Origin of the sequence: Streptomyces sannanensis, from assembly GCF_039536205.1 — a bacterium.
In the GTDB taxonomy this organism is placed as follows: domain Bacteria; phylum Actinomycetota; class Actinomycetes; order Streptomycetales; family Streptomycetaceae; genus Streptomyces; species Streptomyces sannanensis.
In genome coordinates this window covers 2795232-2817378 of the sequence record NZ_BAAAYL010000001.1, presented here as the reverse complement: position 1 = coordinate 2817378, position 22147 = coordinate 2795232, and the positions used below count along the sequence as shown (strand labels likewise).

Annotated in this window: 19 protein-coding genes; 10 read left to right on the top strand and 9 right to left on the bottom strand. The window is 69.2% G+C overall.

Going from position 1 to position 22147, the window contains the following annotated elements; translation table 11 throughout:
- Window positions 1–56 precede the first annotated feature (56 nt).
- Entirely contained in the window at window positions 57–524 is a 468-nt protein-coding gene (locus ABD858_RS13160) for an ATP-binding protein (RefSeq protein WP_345036893.1), read from the top strand.
- A gap of 106 nt (window positions 525–630) precedes the next feature.
- Here ABD858_RS13160 and ABD858_RS13155 read toward each other — a convergent pair whose 3' ends face one another.
- Window positions 631–2151 carry a peptide MFS transporter gene (locus ABD858_RS13155; RefSeq protein ID WP_345036890.1) on the bottom strand — a complete coding sequence of 507 codons (1521 nt, stop codon included), beginning with the start codon at window positions 2149–2151 and terminating at the stop codon, window positions 631–633.
- A 463-nt stretch (window positions 2152–2614) separates the two neighbouring features.
- Here ABD858_RS13155 and ABD858_RS13150 point away from each other — a divergent pair, with 463 nt between their 5' ends.
- Together ABD858_RS13150 and ABD858_RS13145 are read left to right on the top strand one after the other, a co-directional pair.
- Window positions 2615–3292: a response regulator transcription factor gene (locus ABD858_RS13150; protein WP_345036888.1), complete on the top strand. Its 678-nt coding sequence runs from the start codon at window positions 2615–2617 to the stop codon at window positions 3290–3292.
- A gap of 358 nt (window positions 3293–3650) precedes the next feature.
- On the top strand, window positions 3651–4925 hold the full coding sequence (locus tag ABD858_RS13145; protein ID WP_345036886.1) for an ATP-binding protein: 1275 nt from the start codon (window positions 3651–3653) through the stop codon (window positions 4923–4925).
- A 12-nt stretch (window positions 4926–4937) separates the two neighbouring features.
- On the opposite strand, the gene ABD858_RS13140 is transcribed toward ABD858_RS13145, so the two are convergent.
- The gene (locus tag ABD858_RS13140) at window positions 4938–5435 is read right to left on the bottom strand and encodes a GtrA family protein (protein ID WP_345036884.1); all 498 of its coding nucleotides are present in this window, start codon (window positions 5433–5435) and stop codon (window positions 4938–4940) included.
- An 80-nt stretch (window positions 5436–5515) separates the two neighbouring features.
- Between ABD858_RS13140 and ABD858_RS13135 the strand changes: the two genes are divergently transcribed.
- Genes ABD858_RS13135 through ABD858_RS13125 form a run of 3 tightly spaced genes read left to right on the top strand, consistent with a single transcriptional unit; the run spans window position 5516 to window position 8369 of the window.
- Window positions 5516–6655: a 5-(carboxyamino)imidazole ribonucleotide synthase gene (locus ABD858_RS13135; RefSeq protein WP_345036882.1), complete on the top strand. Its 1140-nt coding sequence runs from the start codon at window positions 5516–5518 to the stop codon at window positions 6653–6655.
- Window positions 6652–7179, top strand: coding sequence for a 5-(carboxyamino)imidazole ribonucleotide mutase (gene purE / locus ABD858_RS13130; protein ID WP_345036880.1), 528 nt, complete (start codon window positions 6652–6654; stop codon window positions 7177–7179). The genes ABD858_RS13135 and purE overlap by 4 nt, the downstream gene beginning before the upstream one ends.
- On the top strand, window positions 7176–8369 hold the full coding sequence (locus tag ABD858_RS13125) for a dipeptidase (RefSeq protein WP_345036878.1): 1194 nt from the start codon (window positions 7176–7178) through the stop codon (window positions 8367–8369). The genes purE and ABD858_RS13125 overlap by 4 nt, the downstream gene beginning before the upstream one ends.
- A 164-nt stretch (window positions 8370–8533) precedes the next feature.
- Here the strand turns inward: ABD858_RS13125 and ABD858_RS13120 are convergent, their stop codons facing one another.
- A complete protein-coding gene (locus tag ABD858_RS13120) occupies window positions 8534–9061 on the bottom strand; it encodes a CGNR zinc finger domain-containing protein (protein WP_345036876.1) in 528 nt (175 codons plus the stop codon).
- Window positions 9062–9176: 115 nt separating this feature from the next.
- Here ABD858_RS13120 and ABD858_RS13115 point away from each other — a divergent pair, with 115 nt between their 5' ends.
- Window positions 9177–9539, top strand: coding sequence for a VOC family protein (locus ABD858_RS13115; protein WP_345036873.1), 363 nt, complete (start codon window positions 9177–9179; stop codon window positions 9537–9539).
- 30 nt (window positions 9540–9569) lie between these two features.
- On the opposite strand, the gene ABD858_RS13110 is transcribed toward ABD858_RS13115, so the two are convergent.
- On the bottom strand, window positions 9570–10913 hold the full coding sequence (locus tag ABD858_RS13110) for a UDP-glucose dehydrogenase family protein (RefSeq protein WP_345036871.1): 1344 nt from the start codon (window positions 10911–10913) through the stop codon (window positions 9570–9572).
- A 216-nt stretch (window positions 10914–11129) separates the two neighbouring features.
- On the opposite strand from ABD858_RS13110, the gene ABD858_RS13105 reads away from it, so the two are divergent.
- The gene (locus ABD858_RS13105; protein ID WP_345036869.1) at window positions 11130–12287 is read left to right on the top strand and encodes an acyl-CoA dehydrogenase; all 1158 of its coding nucleotides are present in this window, start codon (window positions 11130–11132) and stop codon (window positions 12285–12287) included.
- Window positions 12288–12459: 172 nt separating this feature from the next.
- Here the strand turns inward: ABD858_RS13105 and ABD858_RS13100 are convergent, their stop codons facing one another.
- On the bottom strand, window positions 12460–13770 hold the full coding sequence (locus tag ABD858_RS13100) for an LCP family protein (protein ID WP_345036866.1): 1311 nt from the start codon (window positions 13768–13770) through the stop codon (window positions 12460–12462).
- Between the two features lie 119 nt (window positions 13771–13889).
- Between ABD858_RS13100 and ABD858_RS13095 the strand changes: the two genes are divergently transcribed.
- Entirely contained in the window at window positions 13890–14414 is a 525-nt protein-coding gene (locus ABD858_RS13095) for an acyl-CoA thioesterase (protein ID WP_345036864.1), read from the top strand.
- A gap of 209 nt (window positions 14415–14623) precedes the next feature.
- Here the strand turns inward: ABD858_RS13095 and ABD858_RS13090 are convergent, their stop codons facing one another.
- Window positions 14624–16087: an LCP family protein gene (locus ABD858_RS13090; protein ID WP_486389245.1), complete on the bottom strand. Its 1464-nt coding sequence runs from the start codon at window positions 16085–16087 to the stop codon at window positions 14624–14626.
- A gap of 164 nt (window positions 16088–16251) precedes the next feature.
- Here ABD858_RS13090 and ABD858_RS13085 point away from each other — a divergent pair, with 164 nt between their 5' ends.
- The gene (locus ABD858_RS13085) at window positions 16252–17280 is read left to right on the top strand and encodes a glycosyltransferase family 2 protein (RefSeq protein ID WP_345036859.1); all 1029 of its coding nucleotides are present in this window, start codon (window positions 16252–16254) and stop codon (window positions 17278–17280) included.
- A 108-nt stretch (window positions 17281–17388) separates the two neighbouring features.
- On the opposite strand, the gene ABD858_RS13080 is transcribed toward ABD858_RS13085, so the two are convergent.
- The 3 genes from ABD858_RS13080 to ABD858_RS13070 form a co-directional block, all read right to left on the bottom strand.
- Entirely contained in the window at window positions 17389–18921 is a 1533-nt protein-coding gene (locus ABD858_RS13080; protein WP_345036857.1) for an LCP family protein, read from the bottom strand.
- Between the two features lie 55 nt (window positions 18922–18976).
- Window positions 18977–20692, bottom strand: a complete 1716-nt coding sequence (locus ABD858_RS13075; protein WP_345036854.1) for an LCP family protein — start codon at window positions 20690–20692, stop codon at window positions 18977–18979.
- 220 nt (window positions 20693–20912) lie between these two features.
- The gene (locus tag ABD858_RS13070; protein WP_345036852.1) at window positions 20913–22094 is read right to left on the bottom strand and encodes an LCP family protein; all 1182 of its coding nucleotides are present in this window, start codon (window positions 22092–22094) and stop codon (window positions 20913–20915) included.
- Between the last annotated feature and the right edge of the window lie 53 nt (window positions 22095–22147).

Sequence of the window (22147 nt, the reverse complement as noted above, 5' to 3'; positions counted from 1 at the left end):
CCGCGGCCAGACGGAATCCGTATCGACAACCGGTGAATCGGTGAGGTGAAGCGCTGATGAGCACCACCCGGCAGCATCCGCCGGGCGACGACCTGGGGGGAGCGGGGTCGTACGCCGACCGGCACCGCGTCCTCACGCTGAGCGAAGCCGAGGGCATCGTTCCGCTCGCCCGTGACTTCACCCGGCAGTCGCTGCACCAATGGGGCTGGCTGCCCGCGGCGACCGCCGACCGCAGGGCCGCCGCCGAGGATGTCCTGCTGGTCGTCTCGGAGCTGGTCACCAACGCCTGTCTGCACGCGGAGGGCCCGGAGGAGCTGCGCCTCACCTGCGACGCCAAGGTGCTCCGGCTGGAGGTCACCGACCGCGGCGCGGGCCAGCCGGCGCCGCGCACCCCGCACCGGGCGGGGCGGCCCGGCGGGCACGGCATGTTCATCGTGCAGCGACTGTGCCTGGACTGGGGGGTCGTACGGCGGCCGGGTGTGCCCGGCAAGACGGTCTGGGCGGAGCTCGCCGCGCCCGCGTAGCGCGGGTTCTCTCGGCCGGCGTACCCACGTGGCGCCGCCCGTGGACAAGAGCGAAGGGCCGCCGCACCCCCTGGGTGCGGCGGCCCTCGTCGGTGCGTGAGCTGCGTCAGTGGACGTTGCCCATGAGCGCCTTGACCTTCTTGCGGTACATGAAGACCGCGATACCGGCGACGATGGCGAGCGCGCCCTCGATGCCGACCATGGTGGTCCCGTTCAGGTCGAAGCCCGCCAGAGCCAGCAGCGAGGTGATGCAGTCGCCGGCGGTGACGGCGAGGAACCAGACACCCAGCATCTGGCTGGCGTACTTCTTCGGCGCCATCTTCGTCGTCACGGAGAGGCCGACCGGGGAGAGGCACAGCTCACCGACGGTCTGGATGAAGTAGATGGACACCAGCCACATCGGGTTGACCTTGGTGTCGCCCGTCGCGGTCGCCATCGGGAGGACGAAGACGATGAAGGACGCACCGACGAGCCACAGACCCATGGCGAACTTCACCACGGTGCTCGGCTCCCGGTCCTTGCGGGCCAGCGCGACCCACACCCAGGCGAAGACCGGGGCGAGCGCCATGACGCACAGCGGGTTGATGGACTGGAACCACGAGGCCGGGAAGTCCATGCCGAAGACCTGGCCGGTCGTCTTGGTCTCACCGAAGATCGCCATCGTCGAGGCGCCCTGGTCGTAGATCATCCAGAAGACCGCGGCGGCGGCGAAGAACCAGATGTAGCCGGACATCTTCGACTGCTCGGCGCTGTCCAGGTCCTTGTCGCGCTTGATGCGCACCAGGACGAGGACGGGGATGATCAGACCGATGACGGTGATCGGGACGAGCGCCCAGTTGAGGGTGTAGAGCCCCGCGAGGACGACCACGCCGTAGAAGACCACGGAGGCGGCCAGCCACAGCAGACCCTTGCGCAGGATCGAGCGGCGCTCCTCGGCCGGCAGCGGCGTCGGGACGATGTCGCTGCGCTCGCTCAGGTGGCGGGTGCCGAGGAGGAACTGGGTCAGACCCAGGCCCATGCCGACGGCCGCGAGAGCGAAGCCCAGGTGCCAGTTGTACGTCTGGCCGACGGTGCCGATGACCAGCGGCGCGACGAAGGCACCGATGTTGATGCCCATGTAGAAGACGGTGAAGCCACCGTCACGACGCGGGTCGTCCGGGCCTTCGTAGAGGTGGCCGACCATGGTCGAGATGTTGGCCTTGAGCAGACCGGAACCTGCTGCCACCAGCGCGAGGCCGACGAAGAAGGACGCCTGGCCGGGCAGCGCCAGGCACAGGTGACCAGCCATGATCACAACGGCGGCGACGGTGACCGTCTTGCGCGGGCCCCAGACGCGGTCACCGAACCAGCCGCCGGGCAGGGCGAGCAGGTAGACCATCGCCGAGTAGATGGAGACGATGGCCGTGGCCGTGGCCGCGGTCATCGCGAGGCCGCCGTCCATCGATCCCTTGGCGGCGTCGACGCCGCCGGAGATCAGGTAGAGCGGGAGCAGCGCCCTCATGCCGTAGTAGCTGAAGCGCTCCCACATCTCGGTCATGAAGAGCGTGGCCAGGCCGCGCGGGTGGCCGAAGAAGGTCTTCCCGGTGCCAGCGGTGCTGGCCGGGTCCTTCGTCAGGCTGGACGCCATTGGTCGATCCTTGAGTGCTGGCGGGCCGCACGCCTCGTGAGCGTTTGCCCGGTGAGGGAGGCCGGCACCGGCGGCGAGGTGTCCCGCCCCCACGCCAGAGGGGTCCGGCTCCTGAGAGAGACGAAGGGACAGTCCGCACCGGGATCCACGCCTCATGCGCCGCTGGCGCGCGAAGCCCGGCCCACAGGTCATTCACTGTCGGACGGCCGGCCGGAGCCGGACATACGCAGAAGGAGACCCCCGGCCGGATAGTTCAGCCAAAGGCCCCCGAGTAGTGCTACAGGCGTGCTCGCCACCATACGACAGGACAGTGCCGGATATGGAAGGACTTGAGAGATGGATCACAGGCGTCAAATGGAACCAGCGGACCATATTCGAAGGTGATTTATAGATCTTCGCCTCGGACCCGCAGGCCCTGTGGATCACCTCACGATCCGTAGCCCGAGCGGACTACCATCACTCCATGACCCGTGTACTGCTCGCAGAGGACGACGCGTCCATCTCGGAGCCGCTGGCCCGCGCCCTCCGTCGGGAGGGCTACGAGGTCGAGGTCCGTGAGGACGGCCCAAGCGCTCTGGACGCCGGACTGCAGGGTGGGGTCGACCTGGTCGTGCTCGACCTGGGACTGCCCGGCATGGACGGACTCGAAGTGGCGCGGCGGCTGCGGGCGGACGGCCACGGCGTGCCGATCCTCGTCCTGACCGCGCGCGCCGACGAGGTGGACACGGTCGTCGGCCTGGACGCGGGGGCCGACGACTACGTCACCAAGCCCTTCCGGCTCGCCGAACTGCTCGCCCGGGTACGGGCGTTGCTGCGGCGCGGCGCCGGGGAGCCGAGCCCGCAGCCCGCCACCCACGGGGTGCGGATCGACGTCGAGTCGCACCGCGCCTGGATGGGCGACGAGGAGCTCCAGCTCACCGCCAAGGAGTTCGACCTGCTCCGGGTACTGGTCCGGGACGCCGGCCGGGTCGTCACCCGCGATCAGCTGATGCGGGAGGTCTGGGACACGACCTGGTGGTCGTCCACGAAGACCCTCGACATGCACATCTCCTGGTTGCGCAAGAAGCTCGGCGACGACGCGGCCAACCCGCGCTACATCGCCACCGTCCGGGGTGTCGGCTTCCGCTTCGAGAAGAGTTAGAGGGTGTCTGAATGGGTCGCCGTGGGGGAAGGAGCGCCCGCCGCGGAGCGGCTGGTGTCCCGGTGGTGCCTGCGATCGCAAGGCGGAGGAGGGCCCGCCGCGAAGCGGCTGCGGTGACATCAGCCGCTCCGCGGCGGGCACCGCATGCGGTGGGGGCACCTCTGGGGGCACCCCCAGCGGTAGCTGGGGGAGGTAGCTGGGGGACATCGGCGACCGACGACAACGACGGGGGCACCTCCCGTGCCCGGAGGGCTACGGGGAGTCGCGGTGCCAGGCGTCGCGACGCCGCGGAGATCCGTCAGACACCCCCTGCCCGCCTGGGCGCCCCGCACCTGTTCCACCCTGCCCGGAGGGCACATTGCGCCGCCGTCTGATCAACTCCACACTCGCCGTGGTGCTCGTCGTCGTCGCCGTCTTCGGCGTGTCGCTGGTCATCGTCGAGACCCGCACGATCAGCAGCACCGCCCAGGAGAGCGTGGACTCCGAGGCGCTGCGCCTGATCAGCTCGGTCGAGAGCCGGCTGCTCGGCGAGGAGCGGATCAACCGGGACGTGCTGGCCCAGCAGATAGACCCCAACCGTTACGCCCGGATCGAGATCCCCGGCCGGAAGCCCATCGAGGTCGGCGTACGGCCCGAGGGCGGGGTCATCCGGGGGACGGCCCACGGTGAAGGCGGCGAGTCGGTCACCGTCGAGGAGTCCCGCTCGACCGTCACCGCCGAGGTCGGCCGCACGATGCTGATCATCGGCGCAGTGGCGCTGCTCGCCGTCATCGCGGCCGTACTGCTGGCCGTACGACAGGCGAACAAGCTCGCCTCCCCGCTCACCGACCTCGCCGAGACCGCCGAGCGGCTCGGCTCCGGCGACCCGCGCCCGCGCCACAAGCGGTACGGAGTGCCCGAGCTGGACCGGGTCGCGGATGTCCTCGACGCCTCCGCCGAGCGGATCGGCCGGATGCTCACCGCCGAGCGCCGGCTGGCCGCGGACGCCTCGCACCAGCTGCGTACGCCGCTGACCGCGCTGTCGATGCGACTGGAGGAGATCTCCGCCACCGACGACCTGGACACGGTCAAGGAGGAGGCGACGGTGGCGCTCACCCAGGTCGAGCGGCTCACCGACGTCGTGGAACGGCTGCTGACGAACGCGCGTGACCCGCGCTCCGGCTCGGCCGTCGCCTTCGACCTCGACGAGGTGGTCCAGCAGCAGGTGGACGAGTGGCGCCCGGTCGCCCGCAGCGCAGGGCGCGCCATCGTGCAGTCCGGGAAGAAGGGGCTGCAGGCGGTCGGCACCCCGGGCGCGGTCGCCCAGGTGCTCGCCGCACTCATCGAGAACTCGCTGATGCACGGCCGCGGCACGGTCGCGCTGCGCACCCGGGTCACCGGCAACCAGACCGTCGTCGAGGTCACCGACGAGGGGCCCGGCGTACCGCACGAGCTGGGGGCGCGGATCTTCGAGCGGACCATCAGCGGCCGCAACTCCACCGGCATCGGTCTGGCGGTGGCCCGTGACCTGTCGGAGGCGGACGGGGGCCGGCTGGAGATGCTCCAGCAGCAGCCGCCGGTCTTCGCGCTGTTCCTGAGCCGGGAGGCGCAGGGCAGAAGGACGCGGGAGCAGCCCCCGGCGACGATCCGGTGACCGGCTGAGCCCTCAGTGTCTGGAACTCTGCCGGGACCGGGACGGATCCGCGAGGAACGACTCCGCGGTCTGCACCGCGGTCTTCTCGAACACCCAGCTGCGGTACGACCAGAACCGGAAGACCGTGCCGATGCCGAGGCCCACGACGTTCTTCGCGATGTTGTCGGCGATGGTCGAGGTGAAGCCGAAGCCGTAGTGGGAGAGCGCCAGGATGCCGTTCTCGATCACCAGGCCGATGCCACTGAAGAACAGGAAGAGCGTGAGCTCGCGGGCCCGCCGGTTCTTGTCGCTCTCCCGGTACGTCCAGTAACGGTTGCCGAGGTAGTTCGTGCCGATGGCGACGACGGTGGCGAAGATCCCGGAGCGCAGCACGGCGAGGCCGAGAACGTGCATGCACAGGTTGAACACGAGGAAGTTGACGACGAAGCCGAAGGCGCCCACTGTGCCGAACTTGGCGGCCTCGCGGGCGAGTCGTTGGAGCCGTCCGCGCAGTGAACCCCGTTCGCTCATGCGGGTCATGCTAAGCGGTGACCGGGTCCGGTGCCGGTAGACGCCCCGAGGCGGTTCGGAGCTGCGGATACCCTGGTGGTGTGACGTTCCCGGTTGTAGGCATGGTCGGCGGCGGTCAGCTCGCCCGCATGACCCACGAGGCGGGTATCCCCCTCGGCATCAGATTCAAGCTTCTCAGTGACACCCCACAGGACTCCGCGGCCCAGGTGGTCAACGATGTCGTCGTCGGCGACTATCGCGACCTGGACACGCTGCGTGAGTTCGCGCGTGGCTGCGATGTGATCACTTTCGACCACGAGCACGTACCGACCGAGCATCTGCGGGCCCTGGAAGCGGACGGCATCCCCGTGCGCCCCGGGCCCGACGCATTGGTGCACGCCCATGACAAGGGTGTGATGCGCGCCAGGCTCGACGCGATCGGCGTACCCTGCCCGCGCCACCGGATCGTCAGCGATCCCGCGGACGCGGTGGCCTTCGCCGCCGAGGCCGGGGGATTCCCCGTGATCCTCAAGACGGTGCGCGGTGGCTACGACGGCAAGGGCGTGTGGGTCGTACGCTCCGAGGACGAGGCCGCCGAGCCGTTCCGCGCCGGAGTCCCCGTCCTCGCCGAGGAGAAGGTCGACTTCGTGCGCGAGCTCGCCGCCAATGTGGTGCGCTCCCCTTCCGGCCAGGCCGTGTCCTACCCGGTCGTGGAATCGCAGCAGGTCAACGGCGTCTGCGACACCGTGATAGCCCCCGCGCCGAATCTCCCCGAGGAGCTCGCGGGCCAGGCCCAGGAGTTGGCGCTGCGCATCGCCGAGGAGCTCGGCGTGGTCGGCCATCTGGCGGTCGAGCTGTTCGAGACGGCCGACGGCCGCATCCTGGTCAACGAGCTCGCCATGCGCCCCCACAACTCCGGGCACTGGACCCAGGACGGCGCGATGACGTCCCAGTTCGCCAACCATGTGCGGGCCGTGCTCGATCTGCCGCTCGGTGATCCGCGCCCCCGCGTGAAGTGGACGGTCATGGCGAACGTCCTGGGCGGCGACTACCCCGACATGTACCAGGGGTACCTGCACTGCATGGCCCGCGACCCGCAGCTCAAAATCCACATGTACGGCAAGGATGTGAAGCCCGGCCGTAAGGTCGGCCACGTCAACACCTACGGCGACGACCTGGACGATGTGCGCGAGCGCGCCCGCCATGCCGCCGACTACCTCAGGGGAACGATCACCGAATGAGCACCGCACCTCTCGTCGGCATCGTGATGGGCTCGGACTCCGACTGGCCCGTCATGGAGGCAGCGGCCCAGGCCCTGGACGAGTTCGAGATCCCGTACGAGGTCGACGTCGTCTCCGCGCACCGGATGCCCCGCGAGATGATCGCGTACGGTGAGGCCGCCGCCGAGCGCGGCCTCAAGGCGATCATCGCGGGCGCCGGCGGCGCCGCCCACCTCCCGGGCATGCTCGCCTCCGTGACCCCGCTGCCGGTGATCGGCGTCCCCGTGCCGCTGAAGTACCTCGACGGCATGGACTCGCTCCTCTCCATCGTCCAGATGCCGGCCGGCGTGCCCGTCGCCACGGTCTCGGTGGGCGGTGCCCGCAACGCCGGCCTGCTGGCGGCCCGTGTCCTCGCCGCGCACGACAGCGACCTCCTGAACCGGATGCGCGAGTTCCAGCAGGAGCTGAACGACCAGGCCACCGAGAAGGGCAAGCGCCTGCGCCAGAAGGTCGAGGGCTCCAACTCCTTCGGATTCGCCCAGTGAGCGCGGCGGAGCGCCTCGCCGAGGCCCGGGAGCTGCTCGCCGAGCACCCCGTCGTCGACGGACACAACGACCTGCCGTGGGCGCTGCGCGAACAGGTCCGTTACGACCTGTCGCGCCGCGACATCGCCTCCGACCAGAGCGCTGTCCTGCACACCGACATCCCCCGCCTGCGTTCGGGTGGCGTCGGTGCCCAGTTCTGGTCCGTGTACGTCCCCTCCGACCTGGCCGGCGACGAGGCCGTCAGCGCCACGCTGGAGCAGATCGACTGCGTCGGGCAGCTGCTCGCCCGCTACCCGGGCGACCTGGTCCGTGCCTTCACCGCGGACGACATGGAGGCGGCGCGGGCCGAGGGACGCATCGCCTCCCTCATGGGCGCCGAGGGCGGCCACTCCATCAACAACTCGCTGGCCACGCTGCGCGCGCTGCACGCGCTGGGCGTCCGGTACATGACCCTGACCCACAACGACAACAACGACTGGGCCGACTCGGCCACAGATGTCGAACGGGCAGGCGGCCTGACGGCCTTCGGCCGCGAGGTCGTACGGGAAATGAACCGCACCGGCATGCTGGTGGACCTCTCGCACGTGGCGGCCACGACCATGCGCGACGCGCTGGCCACCTCCAAGGCCCCGGTCGTCTTCTCCCACTCCTCGTCGCGGGCGGTCTGTGACCACCCCCGCAACATCCCCGACGACGTCCTGGAGAAGCTCCCGGCGAACGGGGGCGTCGCCATGGCGACCTTCGTACCCAAGTTCGTCCTCCCGGAGGCCGTCGCCTGGACCCGGGCGGCCGACGACAACATGCGTGCGCACGGATTCCACCCCCTCGACCTCAGCGAGGCGGGCCTGGCCGTCCAGCGGGCCTTCGAGGAGGCCACCCCGCGCCCCATGGCCACTGCCGCCACGGTCGCCGACCACCTCGACCACATGCGCGAGGTCGCCGGCATCGACCACATCGGCATCGGTGGCGACTACGACGGCACGGCCTTCACCCCGGCAGGCCTGGAGGACGTCGCGGGTTACCCGAACCTCGTCGCGGAACTCCTCACCCGCGGCTGGTCGCGCTCTGACCTCGCCAAACTGACCTGGGAGAACGGGGTCCGCGCTCTCCGCGACGCCGAAGCCGTCGCCCGGGACCTCCAGTCCCGCCACGCCCCGTCCAATGCGACGATCGGTGACCTGGACGCCTGACCCGGCCGTCCCCGGCCGTCCCCGGCCGTCACCGGCCTCCCGGCCGGGAGGCCGGGGGCGCGATGTCCTGGGGGCGCGATGTCCTGGGGGCGCGATGTCCTGGGGGCGCGATGTCCTGGGGGCGCGATGTCCTGGGGGCGCCTCCCCACGCCCTTCGGCGACACTCACGCCTTGCGGGGGGCGGCGTCGGAACGCCGGGACCGGTACGCCCGCATCTTTGCCCGGCTGCCGCAGACCGCCATGGTGCACCAGCGGCTGCGGCCGGCCGGGCTTCGGTCGTAGTACGCCCAGTGGCAGTCCTCCGCCTCGCAGGCCTTGAGCCGCAGCCAGGTCCCGTCGGTCGTCGCCACGGCGATCGCGGCGGCGACCCGTGAGACGAGGGCGGACGGATCGGCGGGCCGGAGCATGGCGGCACCCTCCCCGTCGACGGAGAGAAGCAGCGGGGCGTCCGCGAGAAGCCGTTCGAGGGCGGCCGTGGAGCGCCCGGCCACACGGTGCCCCGCATGCGCCAGACACGCGGCACGCAGCGCCTCGCGCAGTTCGCGCGCCGCGGCGACATCCTGCTCGGCGAGCCCGAACGCGGCCCGGCCCTCCGGTGTGTCGAGGGCGTCGACGCCGGTCTCGATGCTCAACGTGTTGACCAGGTCCTCAACCAGCGAGAGGCCTCCGGGTGCGGGCGCCCTGTCATTCATGGTTGCGACGTTACCCCGAACACTTGCGCTGTTACCGCCAATTGGGGTGCATACGGTAACGGTTACTGGTTAACTTGAAATACCGGTAACTCTCGCGCATCGAGGAGGATGCACCATGGCCATCGCCGCACTGGGCACCGTCGTAGTGGACTGTCCCGACCCTGCCGCGCTCGCCACCTTCTATGCGGAGCTGCTGGGCGGGCAGACCGAGGCGGACGGTGAAGGGTGGGTCGAGCTCAGGGGACACGGCGGCACGCCCCTCGCCTTCCAGGCCGCCCCCGGCCACGTACCGCCGAAGTGGCCCGCGCCGGACGCCTCGCAGCAGTTCCACCTCGACCTGACCGTCGAGGACCTGGACGCGGCCGAGGCCAAGGTGCTGGCGCTCGGCGCCAAGCCCCTGGACACGGGCGACCGCGCCCGCGCCTGGCGCGTCTACGCCGACCCGGCGGGCCACCCGTTCTGCCTCTGCGCCTGCTGAGGCGCGCAGGGCGGCACCCCCGTGCCGGCGCTACGCCTGCGGACGGCCCATCGCCCGGTACGTCCAGCCGGCCTCGCGCCAGCGCGACGGGTCCAGCGCGTTGCGGCCGTCGAGCACGACCCGCCGGCCCGCCACCGCACCCAGCTCTGCCGGGTCGAGCTCACGGAACTCCTGCCACTCCGTCAGATGCAGCACGACATCCGCGCCCCGCACCGCGTCCAGCGCGGTCGGGGCGTACCCGAGCGTCGGGAAGAGACGGCGGGCGTTCTCCATACCCTTCGGGTCGTAGACCGTGACCTGGCCGCCCTGCAGATGGATCTGTCCGGCGACATTCAGCGCCGGCGAGTCCCGTACGTCGTCCGAGTCCGGCTTGAAGGTCGCGCCCAGCACGGCCACCCGCTTGCCCAGGAAGGAGTCGCCGCCCACGGCCTCGCGGGCCAGCTCCACCATGTGCCCGCGGCGCCGCATGTTGATTGAGTCGACCTCCCGCAGGAAGGTCAGCGCCTGGTCGGCCCCCAGCTCACCGGCCCGCGCCATGAAGGCCCGGATGTCCTTCGGCAGGCAGCCGCCGCCGAAACCGACCCCGGCCCGCAGGAACTTCTTCCCGATGCGCTCGTCGTGCCCGATCGCCTCGGCCAGCTTCACCACATCGCCGTCGGCGGCCTCGCATACCTCCGCCATGGCGTTGATGAACGAGATCTTCGTCGCCAGGAAGGAGTTCGCGGCGGTCTTCACCAGCTCGGCGGTCGGGAAGTCCGTCACCACGAACGGCGACCCTTCCCCGACCGGGGTCGCGTACACCTCGCGCAGCAGCTTCTCGGCCCGCTCGCTCTCGACCCCGACCACGATCCGGTCCGGGTGCAGCGTGTCCCGCACGGCGAAACCCTCGCGCAGGAACTCCGGGTTCCAGGCGAGCTCCGCGTCCGCACCCGCCGGCGCCAGCTCCGCCAGCCGCCCGGCCAGCCGCGCCGCGCTGCCCACCGGAACGGTGGACTTGCCGACGACCAGCGCGGGCCGCTTCAGCCGCGGGGCCAGCGATTCGAAAGCCGCGTCGACGAACGACATGTCGCAGGCGTACTCGCCGTGCTTCTGCGGAGTGTTCACGCACACGAAGTGCACATCGCCGAACTCGCCGACCTCCTCCCAGGACGTCGTGAAGCGCAGCCGCCCCGTCGATCCCTCGAGGCCGGCCACATGCTTGCGCAGCAGCTCCTCGAGCCCCGGCTCGTACATCGGGACCCGGCCCGACGCCAGCAGCTCGATCTTCTCCGGAACGACATCGAGCCCCAGCACCTCGAACCCCAGCTCGGCCATGGCTGCGGCGTGCGTCGCGCCGAGGTAGCCGGTGCCGATCACGGTGATCTTGAGGGCCATGTGGTGCTCCTGTGGAATATGGGGCCGGCGCGCAGCGCCGTCGTCGAGGGGGGTGGTCGGGTGACGGGAGGGCGGGACTGCGCGCCCGAGCATAACCGGGCCGCCCGAGGGGCACGCTTCCGCCGTTGTCATCAAGCTCACGTATGCCTTCGGCCGACCGGCCGACTAAAATTGGGCTACTTAACGGTAGTTAACACCCTTGGGGAGTGAGACGCCTTGGCAGGATCGGCCGACTTCGATCTGTACCGCCCGTCCGAAGAGCACGAGATGCTCCGCGATACGGTCCGCTCCCTCGCCGAGGCGAAGATCGCGCCGTTCGCCGCAGAGGTGGACGAGGAGAGCCGCTTCCCGCAGGAGGCCCTGGATGCCCTGGTCGCCTCCGACCTGCACGCCGTCCATGTCCCGGAGAACTACGGCGGCGCCGGCGCGGACGCCCTCGCCACCGTGATCGTGATCGAGGAGGTGGCCCGTGTCTGCGCCTCCTCCTCCCTGATCCCGGCCGTCAACAAGCTCGGCTCGCTCCCGGTGATCCTCTCCGGCTCCGAGGAACTGAAGCAGCGGTACCTCGCCCCGCTCGCCGCGGGCAACGTGATGTTCTCGTACTGCCTCTCCGAGCCGGACGCCGGTTCCGACGCCGCCGGTATGAAGACCAAGGCGGTCCGCGACGGCGACCACTACATCCTCAACGGCGTGAAGCGCTGGATCACCAACGCCGGCGTCTCCGAGTACTACACGGTCATGGCCGTCACCGACCCGGAGAAGCGCTCCAAGGGCATCTCCGCCTTCGTCGTCGAGAAGTCCGACGAGGGTGTCTCCTTCGGTGCCCCGGAGAAGAAGCTCGGCATCAAGGGCTCCCCGACCCGCGAGGTCTACCTCGACAACGTCCGCATCCCCGCCGACCGCATGATCGGCGAGGAGGGCACCGGCTTCGCGACCGCGATGAAGACCCTGGACCACACCCGCATCACCATCGCGGCCCAGGCCCTCGGCATCGCGCAGGGCGCCCTCGACTACGCCAAGGGCTACGTCCAGGAGCGCAAGCAGTTCGGCAAGGCCATCGCCGACTTCCAGGGCATCCAGTTCATGCTCGCCGACATGGCCATGAAGCTGGAGGCCGCCCGCCAGCTGACCTACTCGGCAGCCGCCAAGTCCGAGCGCGTCGACGGCGACCTCACCTTCTTCGGTGCCGCCGCCAAGTGCTTCGCCTCCGACGTCGCCATGGAGATCACCACGGACGCGGTCCAGCTCCTCGGCGGCTACGGCTACACCCGCGACTATCCGGTCGAGCGCATGATGCGCGACGCCAAGATCACGCAAATCTACGAAGGCACGAACCAGGTCCAGCGGATTGTGATGGCGCGTAACTTGCCGTAACGCATACGGGCTGTGCAGTCGAAGGGCGCCTTTCGGGGCGCCCTTCGTGGTGGCTGGGGGATCGTCTTCGGACCGGGCGGTCCGGCCTCCGACGGCTTCGTACTGCGCCGAACACGACAGCGAAGGGCCCCGTCGGCGTTACCACCGGCGGGGCCCTTGCCCGTGAGCGGGGTCAGTTGCCGCTGACCGTGACCTTCTCGTCGTTCTGCAGCTCCTTCACCAGCTCCTTCACCTTCGGCATGTCCCACTTGAGGGAGCCCTGCGGCGCGCTGCCCGCGATCGGCATGTTCATCGACTTTCCGTCGCCGCCGGTGACGCCCTTCATCGCCCAGAACATGTCGGCCAGATCGAACAGGCCCATGTCCTTGTCGACGATCAGCGTGTCGAGCCCGGCACCCATCACCGGGTAGAACTTGAAGGGGTTGAGGACCGTGCCGGGGGTGGCGGCCTGGTCAGCCAGGGCAGCGAGGAACTTCTGCTGGTTCTTCGTACGGTCCAGGTCACTGCCCGCGAAGGCGTAGCGGGTACGGACGAAGGCCAGGGACTGTTCGCCGTTCAGGGTCTGCTTGCCGGCCTGGAAGTCGGCACCCGAGTTCTTGTCCTTGAAGGCCTTGGGGATGTCGAGCTCGACACCGCCGAGCGCGTCCACGATGTTGGCGAAGCCGGCGAAGCCGATCTCGACGTAGTGGTCGATGTGCAGGCCGGTGTTGTACTCGACGGTGCGGACCAGCAACTCGGGGCCGTCCATGGCGTAGGCGGCGTTCAGCTTGGAGCCGCCCCTTGAGTCGTACATCTTTCCGGAATCGGAGCCGCGGAAGGACGGGATGGTGACCCAGGAGTCGCGTGGCAGCGATATCAGGGTCGAGCCGTTGTCGCCGGTGTGCAGGATCATCATCGAGTCGGTCCGCTTGCCCTTGGCGGAGCCGGTGTGCAGCTTCTTCTTCTCCTCGGCGGACATGCCTTCACGGCTGTCCGAGCCGACGATCAGATAGTTCGTGCCCTTGCCCTCCTCCGGCCGGTCGATGACCTTGGACAGGTCGACCTCGCGGCGCAGCTTGGAGTCGGCCCAGAAGTACGTGCCGATGGAGACGCCGAGGAAGACGACGACCAGGGCGATCGTGCCGATCTTCAGACGGCGGCGCCAGTCGGGGGCGGGGCCGGTGCGCGGGGGCCGGGCGGAGGGACCGCCACCGTGACCTCCGCCGTGGCCGGACGGGGTGCCGTAGACCTGGCCGGTGTTGTAGCCGCTGTCGTACGCGCCGTTGTACGGACCGCCGGGCGCCTCCGCGTATCCACCGGCGTCGTACCCCTGAGGCTGCGGCGGAACGGAGGCCCGGCGCGGCGGCGCACCGGCCGGCCGTGGGACCTGGCCGCGCTGCACATGCCGCATGACCCGGGCGCCTTCCGGCTGCGCGTCTGCGCTGCCGCCTCCGTACCCGTCCCCACGGTTGTCCTCGGTCCATCCCTCGGGCCAATCATTCATGCGGACCAGTGTGCAGGCCCCCTCCGACATTCCGACAGGCCGGGGGGGTGAACGGGATCACGGCTGTTGCCGTCCTGATGCAATGTTCCAGGCACATGCCGCCGCATATGGTGGAGAGCATGACAGATCTCCCGGGCAAGCCGACCTCGGCCTCCCGCACCACGCTCTCGCACATCATGACCGCGCACGACACCAATCTGCTGGGCACCGTGCACGGCGGCGTGATCATGAAGTTGGTCGACGACGCTGCGGGCGCGGTCGCCGGCCGGCACTCCGGCGGGCCCGCGGTCACCGCGTCGATGGACGAGATGGCCTTCCTGGAGCCGGTCAGGGTCGGTGACCTGCTTCATGTGAAGGCGCAAGTGAACTGGACGGGCCGTACCTCGATGGAGATCGGGGTACGGGTCCTGGCCGAGCGCTGGAACGAGTCCACGCCGGCGACCCAGGTGGGCAGCGCGTATCTGGTGTTCACCGCGGTCGACGGTGACGGCAAGCCCCGGACCGTACCGCCGGTGATCCCGGAGACCGACCGCGACCACCGCCGCTACCAGGAGGCGCAGATCCGGCGTACGCACCGGCTGGCCCGGCGGCGTGCGATCAGGGAGCTGCGGGAGCAGCGTGCCGCCGAGGGCTTCGAGGACTAGTGCCCCTCCCGGCAACGTTTGCCCCGTCGCGACGCTCCCCCGGCTACCCCTGGGGGTGCCCCCAGGCACGCACGCTCGCCGCGTTGGCCGAAAACCCGAGTAGCGTTGCCAGGAGGGTCTTCGGTCGCCTCGCGACCGCACGCACCTGACGCTGCTCCTTGACGGGTAAACGTTGCCGGTCGCGGCACCAGGAACCGCCGGGCACACGGTTACGGGCAGACGACCTCGTCGCCGGTCACCGCGCCGAACTCTCCTTGACGGGGGTCTGCGGCCCGCACCGGATTGACGCCCTTGTACTCGCTGCCCGCCGTCACCTTGAAGGTGCCGCCCTGCCCCTTCACCTCCTTCAGCGCACAGCCGGGAAGCGCGGCCGCCAGGGACTTCGCCGAACGGTCCCATCTCGGGTCGTACTCGACGAGGGTGCGCTTCAGCTCGCGCCGGTTGCTGGTCAGCGGGGTTCGGGTGGTGTGGAAACCGGTGGCGCGCAGCGCGAGGTCGACTCGCTTGCCCAGGCCGTCCGTCCGGGTTCCGTTGTAGACCTGGACCCGGATCTGCTGCGGCGAGACGTCGACGAGGGTGCCGGCCTTCGACTTCGACGGCCGCGAGGTGAGCGGCTTGTCGTCGCGCAGGGCCCGGAAGAGCCTCGCGGCCCTGGCGGTGTCCCATTTCACGGTCGAGCCGATGCCCTTGACCACATAGTCCGTTTTTCCGGTGGGCACGGTCGTGAACTCCGACGAGGCGGCGCTGAAACCGCGCATGGCCTGGCCGAGGGCGAGCAGTTCGCCCGCGCCAAAGCCCTCGTCGGCGCGGACGGAGTCCAGCAGGGTCGAGGCGACCTCGCGGAGCTTCACGGGGTTCAGCAGGATGCCTCTGCTCGCCGTGCTCTGGATGAGAGCGGCGAGGAAGCGCTGCTGGCGCTGCATCCGGCCGAGGTCGGCCGCTGCGTCGATGTGCCGGGAGCGTACGTACTGAAGCGCCCGGCCGCCGTCGAGCCGGTGGGTGCCGGCGGGCAGGTCGAGGCCCGTGTAGGAGTCCTTCATCCGGTGGGTGGTGCAGATCTTTACGCCGCCGACCGCGTCGACCGTCTTCATGAAGCTGGTGAAGTCGACCTCCAGATAGTGGTCGATCTTCACTCCGGTCATCTGTTCCACAGTGCGTACGGTCAGCGTCGGCCCGCCCTCGGCGTACACGGCGTTGAGCTTCACCGCATGGGCCGTGTGGTGCTTTCCGGTGGTCCGGTCGGTGTGCTCGGGCAGCGCGGCGTAGCTGTCGCGCGGCAGACTCACGATGGTCGCGCGGTCCCGCTGGTCCGAGATGTGCACCAGCATGACCGTGTCGGTGCAGTGGCAGGGCGCTCCACCCAGCCGGTACGCACGCCGCTGAGCATCCGTGATCTTGTCGCGGCCGTCGGTGCCGACCACCAGGACATTCATGCCGTGGCCCCCCTCGGGGCGGTTCTTCATGTCCTTGAAGGGGTCGACCCGGTCGATTCCGGTGTCCAGGCTCGTCAGGACGGTATGTCCGATCCCGCCCGCGCTCAGGACGAGTACGGAGAGGGTCTTCGCCAGCCGCGCACCCCAGTGGGGCCGCACCGTCCGCTTCCTGCGGGGGGCGCGGTGCCGGGGGCGGGAGGACCGACCGGGATGGCGGCGCGGGCGGGGCGGCGTGGGCACGGGTACACCTCCGCGGGGGCAGGGGGATCGTGAGCACCATAGGTCCATACGATCGTCGCCACTCCGCGGCGCCCGGTGGGCGCGCGTCCGGTTCCCCCGTTCGCGGTAACGTGGCCGACGATACTGTTGTCTGCCGGGGGGCGACCCCCGTACCCCGAGGTCCCATGCCCCAGCACCCCGCCGTGTCCGTGATCATGCCGGTCCTCAATGAGGAGCGACACCTCCGTGGTGCCGTCCACGCCATCCTCCAGCAGGAGTACGAGGGCGAGATGGAGGTGGTGATCGCACTGGGCCCGTCCACGGACCGTACCGACGAGATCGCTGCCGAGCTGGTGCGCGAGACCGCATCGAATTCCTGGGGCCGGGTGCACACCGTGCCCAACCCCACCGGCCGCACCCCCGCCGCACTGAACGCGGCGATCAAGGCGTCCCGTCACCCGGTCGTGGTGCGGGTCGACGGCCACGGCATGCTCTCCCCGAACTACATCGCCACCGCCGTCCGCCTGCTGGAGGAGACCGGTGCGCAGAACGTCGGCGGCATCATGCACGCCGAGGGCGAGAACGACTGGGAGCACGCGGTCGCCGCCGCCATGACCTCGAAGATCGGCGTGGGCAACGCCGCCTTCCACACGGGCGGCCAGGCGGGCGCCGCGGAAACCGTGTATCTGGGTGTCTTCCGGCGCGAGGCGCTGGAGCAGCAGGGCGGCTACAATGAGGAGTTCATCCGCGCCCAGGACTGGGAGCTGAACTTCCGCATCCGTGAGGCGGGCGGGCTGATCTGGTTCTCGCCGGAGCTGAGGGTCTCGTACCGCCCGCGGCCGAGCGTGCGCGCGCTGGCCAAGCAGTACAAGGACTACGGTCGTTGGCGCCATGTGGTGGCCCGCTACCACCAGGGCTCCATCAACCTCCGCTACCTCGCCCCGCCGGCCGCCGTCTGCGCGATCGCCGCGGGCCTGGTGGTGGGCGCGACGCTCACCCCGCTGGGCTTCGTCGTCCCGGCCGGCTATCTGGCCGCGATCACCGCGGGCTCGGTCCCGGCCGGCGAGGGCCTGCCGCTGAAGGCACGGCTGCAGATCCCGGTGGCGCTGGCGACGATGCACATGTCCTGGGGCTTCGGCTTCCTGACCAGCCCGCGCTCGCTGGCGAAGAAGGTCATCGCCAGCCGCCGACCGAGCGTGCGCCAGGCGGCCTGATTCGTCGGCCAGTGAGCCGGGACGCCCCCAGCATGCTGCTTGGGGGCGTACTCGTCGTCAGGGCAGGCCGCGTGGGAGGACGACGACGGCCGTCAAGGCGTTCGAGGACTACCAGGTGAAGCCGCGCTGCACATCCATGCAGGCCCCTTTTTCGGAGGCGTTCAGAGGGCGCGCCGTCGAGGGTGTCTTGTTGTCGTCAGCCGGCTGCTCCGGGTACGTGGTGCCCTCGCGCCAGTCGGCTCCCACAACCACGGTGATGCCCGTGACGCCGGTGGACTTCTTCACCGCGCCGACCGGAATGCCCAGCGCCTTGGCGACGGCCTCGGCGTCACCCTGGAGGCCGACGCTGGGGTAGCTGACGGTCGTCCGCTCCTGCGGGGTCAGCTGGTTGCTGGACCGGGCCAGGGAGAAACCCTTCGCGCCGAGTGCCCCGGCCACCGCACTGGACCGGCCTTTGGCCAGCGCTCCGTTGACACCCGTGCCGTTCTGCACCGTGACGGCGATCTCTCCCGTCGGCGCCACCGGGTCCTTGGACTCCGGGGGCTTGGGCTTCTGCTTGAGGCCCTTGCCGTCCAGCGGGATGTCCTCGCGGACCAAACGGAACAGCTTCTCGGCGTCACCGGGCGTGGGCTCGACCCGGTTGCGGTCGTACGTGTAGGGGACCGTCGGCATGGTGGTCATGGTGACCCGGTCGGTCGGGACCTTCTTGAACTCGTCGCCCAGGCCGAGCAGATCGCTCACCGTGTCGATTCTGTCGTCGACGGTGAGGGTGTCGGTGGCCGCCTCGGCAAGCTTGCGCAGCTTGATCGGGTTGGTGAGCTTGGCGTTCTTGCGCAGTTCACGGATCATCGAGTTCATGTACATGTGCTGCGCATGGGTGCGGCCGAGGTCGGTGCCGTCCTCGAAGCCGTAGCGGGTCCTCAGCCACTGCAGGGCCTGCTTGCCCTTGACGTAGGTCGTGCCTTTCTCCAGCTTGAGGCCGGAGCCCTGGCCCTTGCTGTTGCGGGAGTGGACGTTTTCCTTGACGCAGACGGGGACACCGCCGATCGCGTCTGCCATCGAGACCACACCCGCGAAGTCGACCAACATGAAGTGGTCGATGGTGATGCCCGTGAGCTCGTACCAGGTGGCCACCGTGCAGCCCGGGCCGCCGCGGCTCAGGCTCTCGTTCGTCTGGATCCTGCGCGTGGTGGCCTTGTATTCGGTCCCGTCCTCCGCGGTGCACTTGGGCATCTTCAGCATGGTGTCGCGGGGCATGGAGATGACCGACATGTTGCTGCGGTCCGCGGAGAGGTGGACGAGCATCTGCACGTCGGCCAGCGGCGGGCCGTCGAACGTGTTCTTCGCGCCGCCGAGTTTCTTGTTCTCCTCGGAGTCCCGGGCGTCCGAGCCGATGAGCAGGATGTTCAGCGGGGTCTGGCCGGCTGCGTTGGCCTTGTGATCGGCCATCTTCGTGTTGCCGAGGTTGAGGTTTTTCCTCTTGATGTTGCCGTTGAGGTGTTCGTAATAGAGGTATCCGGCGCCGCCGGTGCCGAGTATCAGCACCGAGACGGTCAGCGCGGTCCAGCGCAGTATGCGCCGCTTGCCGCGTCTGCCGTGATGCCGGCCGGGGCCCTCCCCGCGCACAGTGCGCTGTCCCACCAGTCCCCCCTGTCAAATCAATCGGATACTCGTACAGCCCGGTGGCCGGGTGTCGTCAGCTGCCGGCGCACTTCTGCTCATTGGCATGAGACTTCTTGACGTCCGGTATTTTCTTCGGCGGAGCGATGGACACGCCGGCACCCTTGAAGTCCGCCCCGAGCGTGAGCGTCATCGGAGTGAGCTCGGCGGCATCGGCGGTACCGGGCTTGAGCGCCGTGGCGGGCAGGCCCATGAGGTCCGCCAGCTCGCGGGCCTGGTCGGCCTGGTTCGGCGCGTACTCCAAGGTCGTCTTGGCGAGGTCCTTGGGGGCGTTTCCGCCGTTGCTGGACTTCTGGACGCCCTTGTTGAGCTGCAGCCACTCCAAGACCTTCTGAGCGGACCCGCCCAGGGCGCCGCCGTTGAGGACCTCGACACGGACTGCCGAGGCGTCGGCGCGCGGGCCGTTGAGCAGAGCGGCCTGCTTGTTCTTGGTGTCCTTCTCCTTCTTCTTCACTTCGGTGAAGGAGACGTCGTTCTGCAGCATGCTGAAGACCGGCGGGGCCTCGACCGGATTCAGAACGACCGTCGCCTTCCTGCCGACGGGCTCATCGGGGTTGTCGACCACCGGCACCGTCATGAGGGTGATGTTTTTCAGATCGATCTTGCTGAGTTCCTTGGCGAGGGTGATCAGCTTGTTGGCGCTTCCAATCGCCTTGTCCACGGTGAGGGCGTCGGTGGCCGCGTCGGCAATGTCGAGCATTTTCGTCGGACTGTCCAGCGAGTCTTCCTTCAGCTGCCGCATCATCGACGCGAGGAACTGCTGCTGCATCTCGATCCGGTCCAGGTCGCTCTCGTTCTTCAGACCGTGCCGGTTACGGACGAATGACAGCGCCTGCTCGCCCATGACCTTGGATTCACCAGAAGGCAGATCGAGCTTCGACTTTTCGTCCTTGATGGGCTGCTCCAGGCACACCGTGACGCCGCCGACCGCCGTGGAAAGCGTCTTGACCGCGTTGAAGTCGACCATCATGAAGTGGTCGACATCCAGTCCCGTCAGCTTTTTGACCGTGCGCATGGTGCAGCCCGGGTCCCGGCCGTTCACGCCCAGGGATTCGTTGAACCTGGTGTACTGACCGGGGATGACCTTGATCGAGCCGTCCGGCTGCTTGGTCGGGCAGTCCGGGATTTCGGTCTTGAGGTCGCGGGGGATGCTCAGCGCGGTTGCGTTGGTGCGGTCCTCGGAGACATGGAAGAGGATCGTCGTGTCGGCGTGGCCGGTGGCGTTGTCCCTGTCGCCGTAGGCCTCGTTGCCCTTGCCGGTGCGTTTGTCGGTGCCGATGACCAGGATGTTCATCGGTCCGTCCTTGATGGCGCTGCCGTTGGCCGCGTCACCGACGTCAATCGTGCTGATGTTGCCGTTGAGGCGCTCGTACCAGTAATACGCGAAGGCCGAGCCGCCAACCAGGACGAAGGCCATGACGCCGCCGGTCCACACCAGCGCTTTCTTCTTCTTGCCGCTCTTCTGCTGCTTGCGTTTGCGCCGCCCGGCGCCGCCGGCGCTGTCGTCGGAGGCGTTCGCGCCACGGCGGCCGCGCTGGCCGGGGACCCGGTCAGAGGCGGCTTTCCGGCCGTGGGCGGCGGATCTGGAGCGGGAGGCACTGCGGGGGCGGTTTACCTTCGGCTGCTCTGGGGAACTGTCCAGTCGCAGTTCGTAATTGCCGGTGTCGGGGTTGAGTACCCACTGGTCGGCGGGGTCCATGCCGTCCGCCTGCCCACGGCTCTGCGCATCCACGGTTGTTCCAGTCCTCCGTCGGGTGCCACGCGAGGCGCCTCCCCCTAAAGCGCTCGGTCGTTCGATCCGGCAGGCGCGGCCTGATGCCTGAAGTGCCGGATCGCGTCACACTATCTGCCCGGTTCCGTGTTGAGCGACGTCCGTGACAAATTCCACGGTGCTTACAACCGGGCATACTGTGCAATCCACCTCGACTTCCGACTGTGCCTTTGGCATTGCTTTACTTGCATGTGCCCGTGGCGGCGCTGATTCCGGGAAAGGTGGGCGTCGGGCCGGTGTTCGGCATGTCCGGATCGCCCTGTTTGTCGTTGACGGGTTCGACGGTCCGGGGCGGGGCCACCGCCACCGGCGTGTCCTCGCGCAGCCGACCGAAGAGTTTGTCCGCGTCCGGCTGGACGAGTTCGTCGCGGTTCGGGTCCTGCGGATACGGCCGGCGCGGCACCGTCAGGAACTGCACCCGCTCCGTGGGGATGCTCCGCATGTCGCGCACCAGGTTGTAGAGGTCGCGCAGTGAGTCCAGTCCGGGATCGGTGGTCAGTGACCTGGTTGCCGCGTCCAGTACGGGATAGAGCCGTGCCGGGTTGAGCAGGACGCCGTCGCTCTGCATCTTGTACACCAGTGAGCCGAGGAACCGCTGCTGGCGGTCCATGCGCTGGGTGTCGCTTCCGTCGCCGAGGGACTTGCGGGCCCGTACGTAGCCGAGCGCCTGCTCGCCGTTGAGGGTCTGTCTGCCCGCGGGCAGCCTGAGGTGCGCCTCGGGGTCGTCGACCGGCTTCTTGAGGCAGATCTCGACGCCGTCCACCGCGTCGACCATGCGCTTGAAGCCCAGGAAGTCGATCACGACATGGTGATCGACGCGGATGCCGGTCAGCCGTTCGACCGTACGGATCGTGCACGCCGCTCCGCCGTACATGAAAGACCAGTTGAACTGTGCGAGTTGCTCCCGGGTACGGGTGCCGTCGGGCTTGCGGCAGCTGGGGATCCTCACCATCAGGTCGCGCGGTACGGACACCGCCGTCACACTCTTCCGGCGTGTCGACAGGTGCAGCAGGATCACGGTGTCGGACCGCTGGGTCCCCGTGTTGCGTCCGTACTCGGAATCGTCCTGCCCCGCGCGCGAGTCGGAGCCGATGACAAGGATGTTCCGTGCGTGCAGCGCGCCCGGGGGCGGACGCTCCTTCTCGTACCGTGACAGCTCCCCCGCGGCGCTGGTGTCCGTGGTGATGTTGGAGTCGAGCTTGCGGTAGAGCCACCAGCCGGCGCCGGCTGCGGCGAGTACGACGACCGAGGCGCCCAGGGCGGTCCGGCGCAGCCAGTGCCGTTCTCGCCTGGCCGGCGGCTCCCCGGAGGTGTCGCCTCCGGTGGAGCCGGTGTCGTCGCTGTCGCTCACGTCAGCGTCCATCCTTCATGGGTCGGCGGTGCGTACCGTCGATCATGTATGGACTCGGCGCCGTT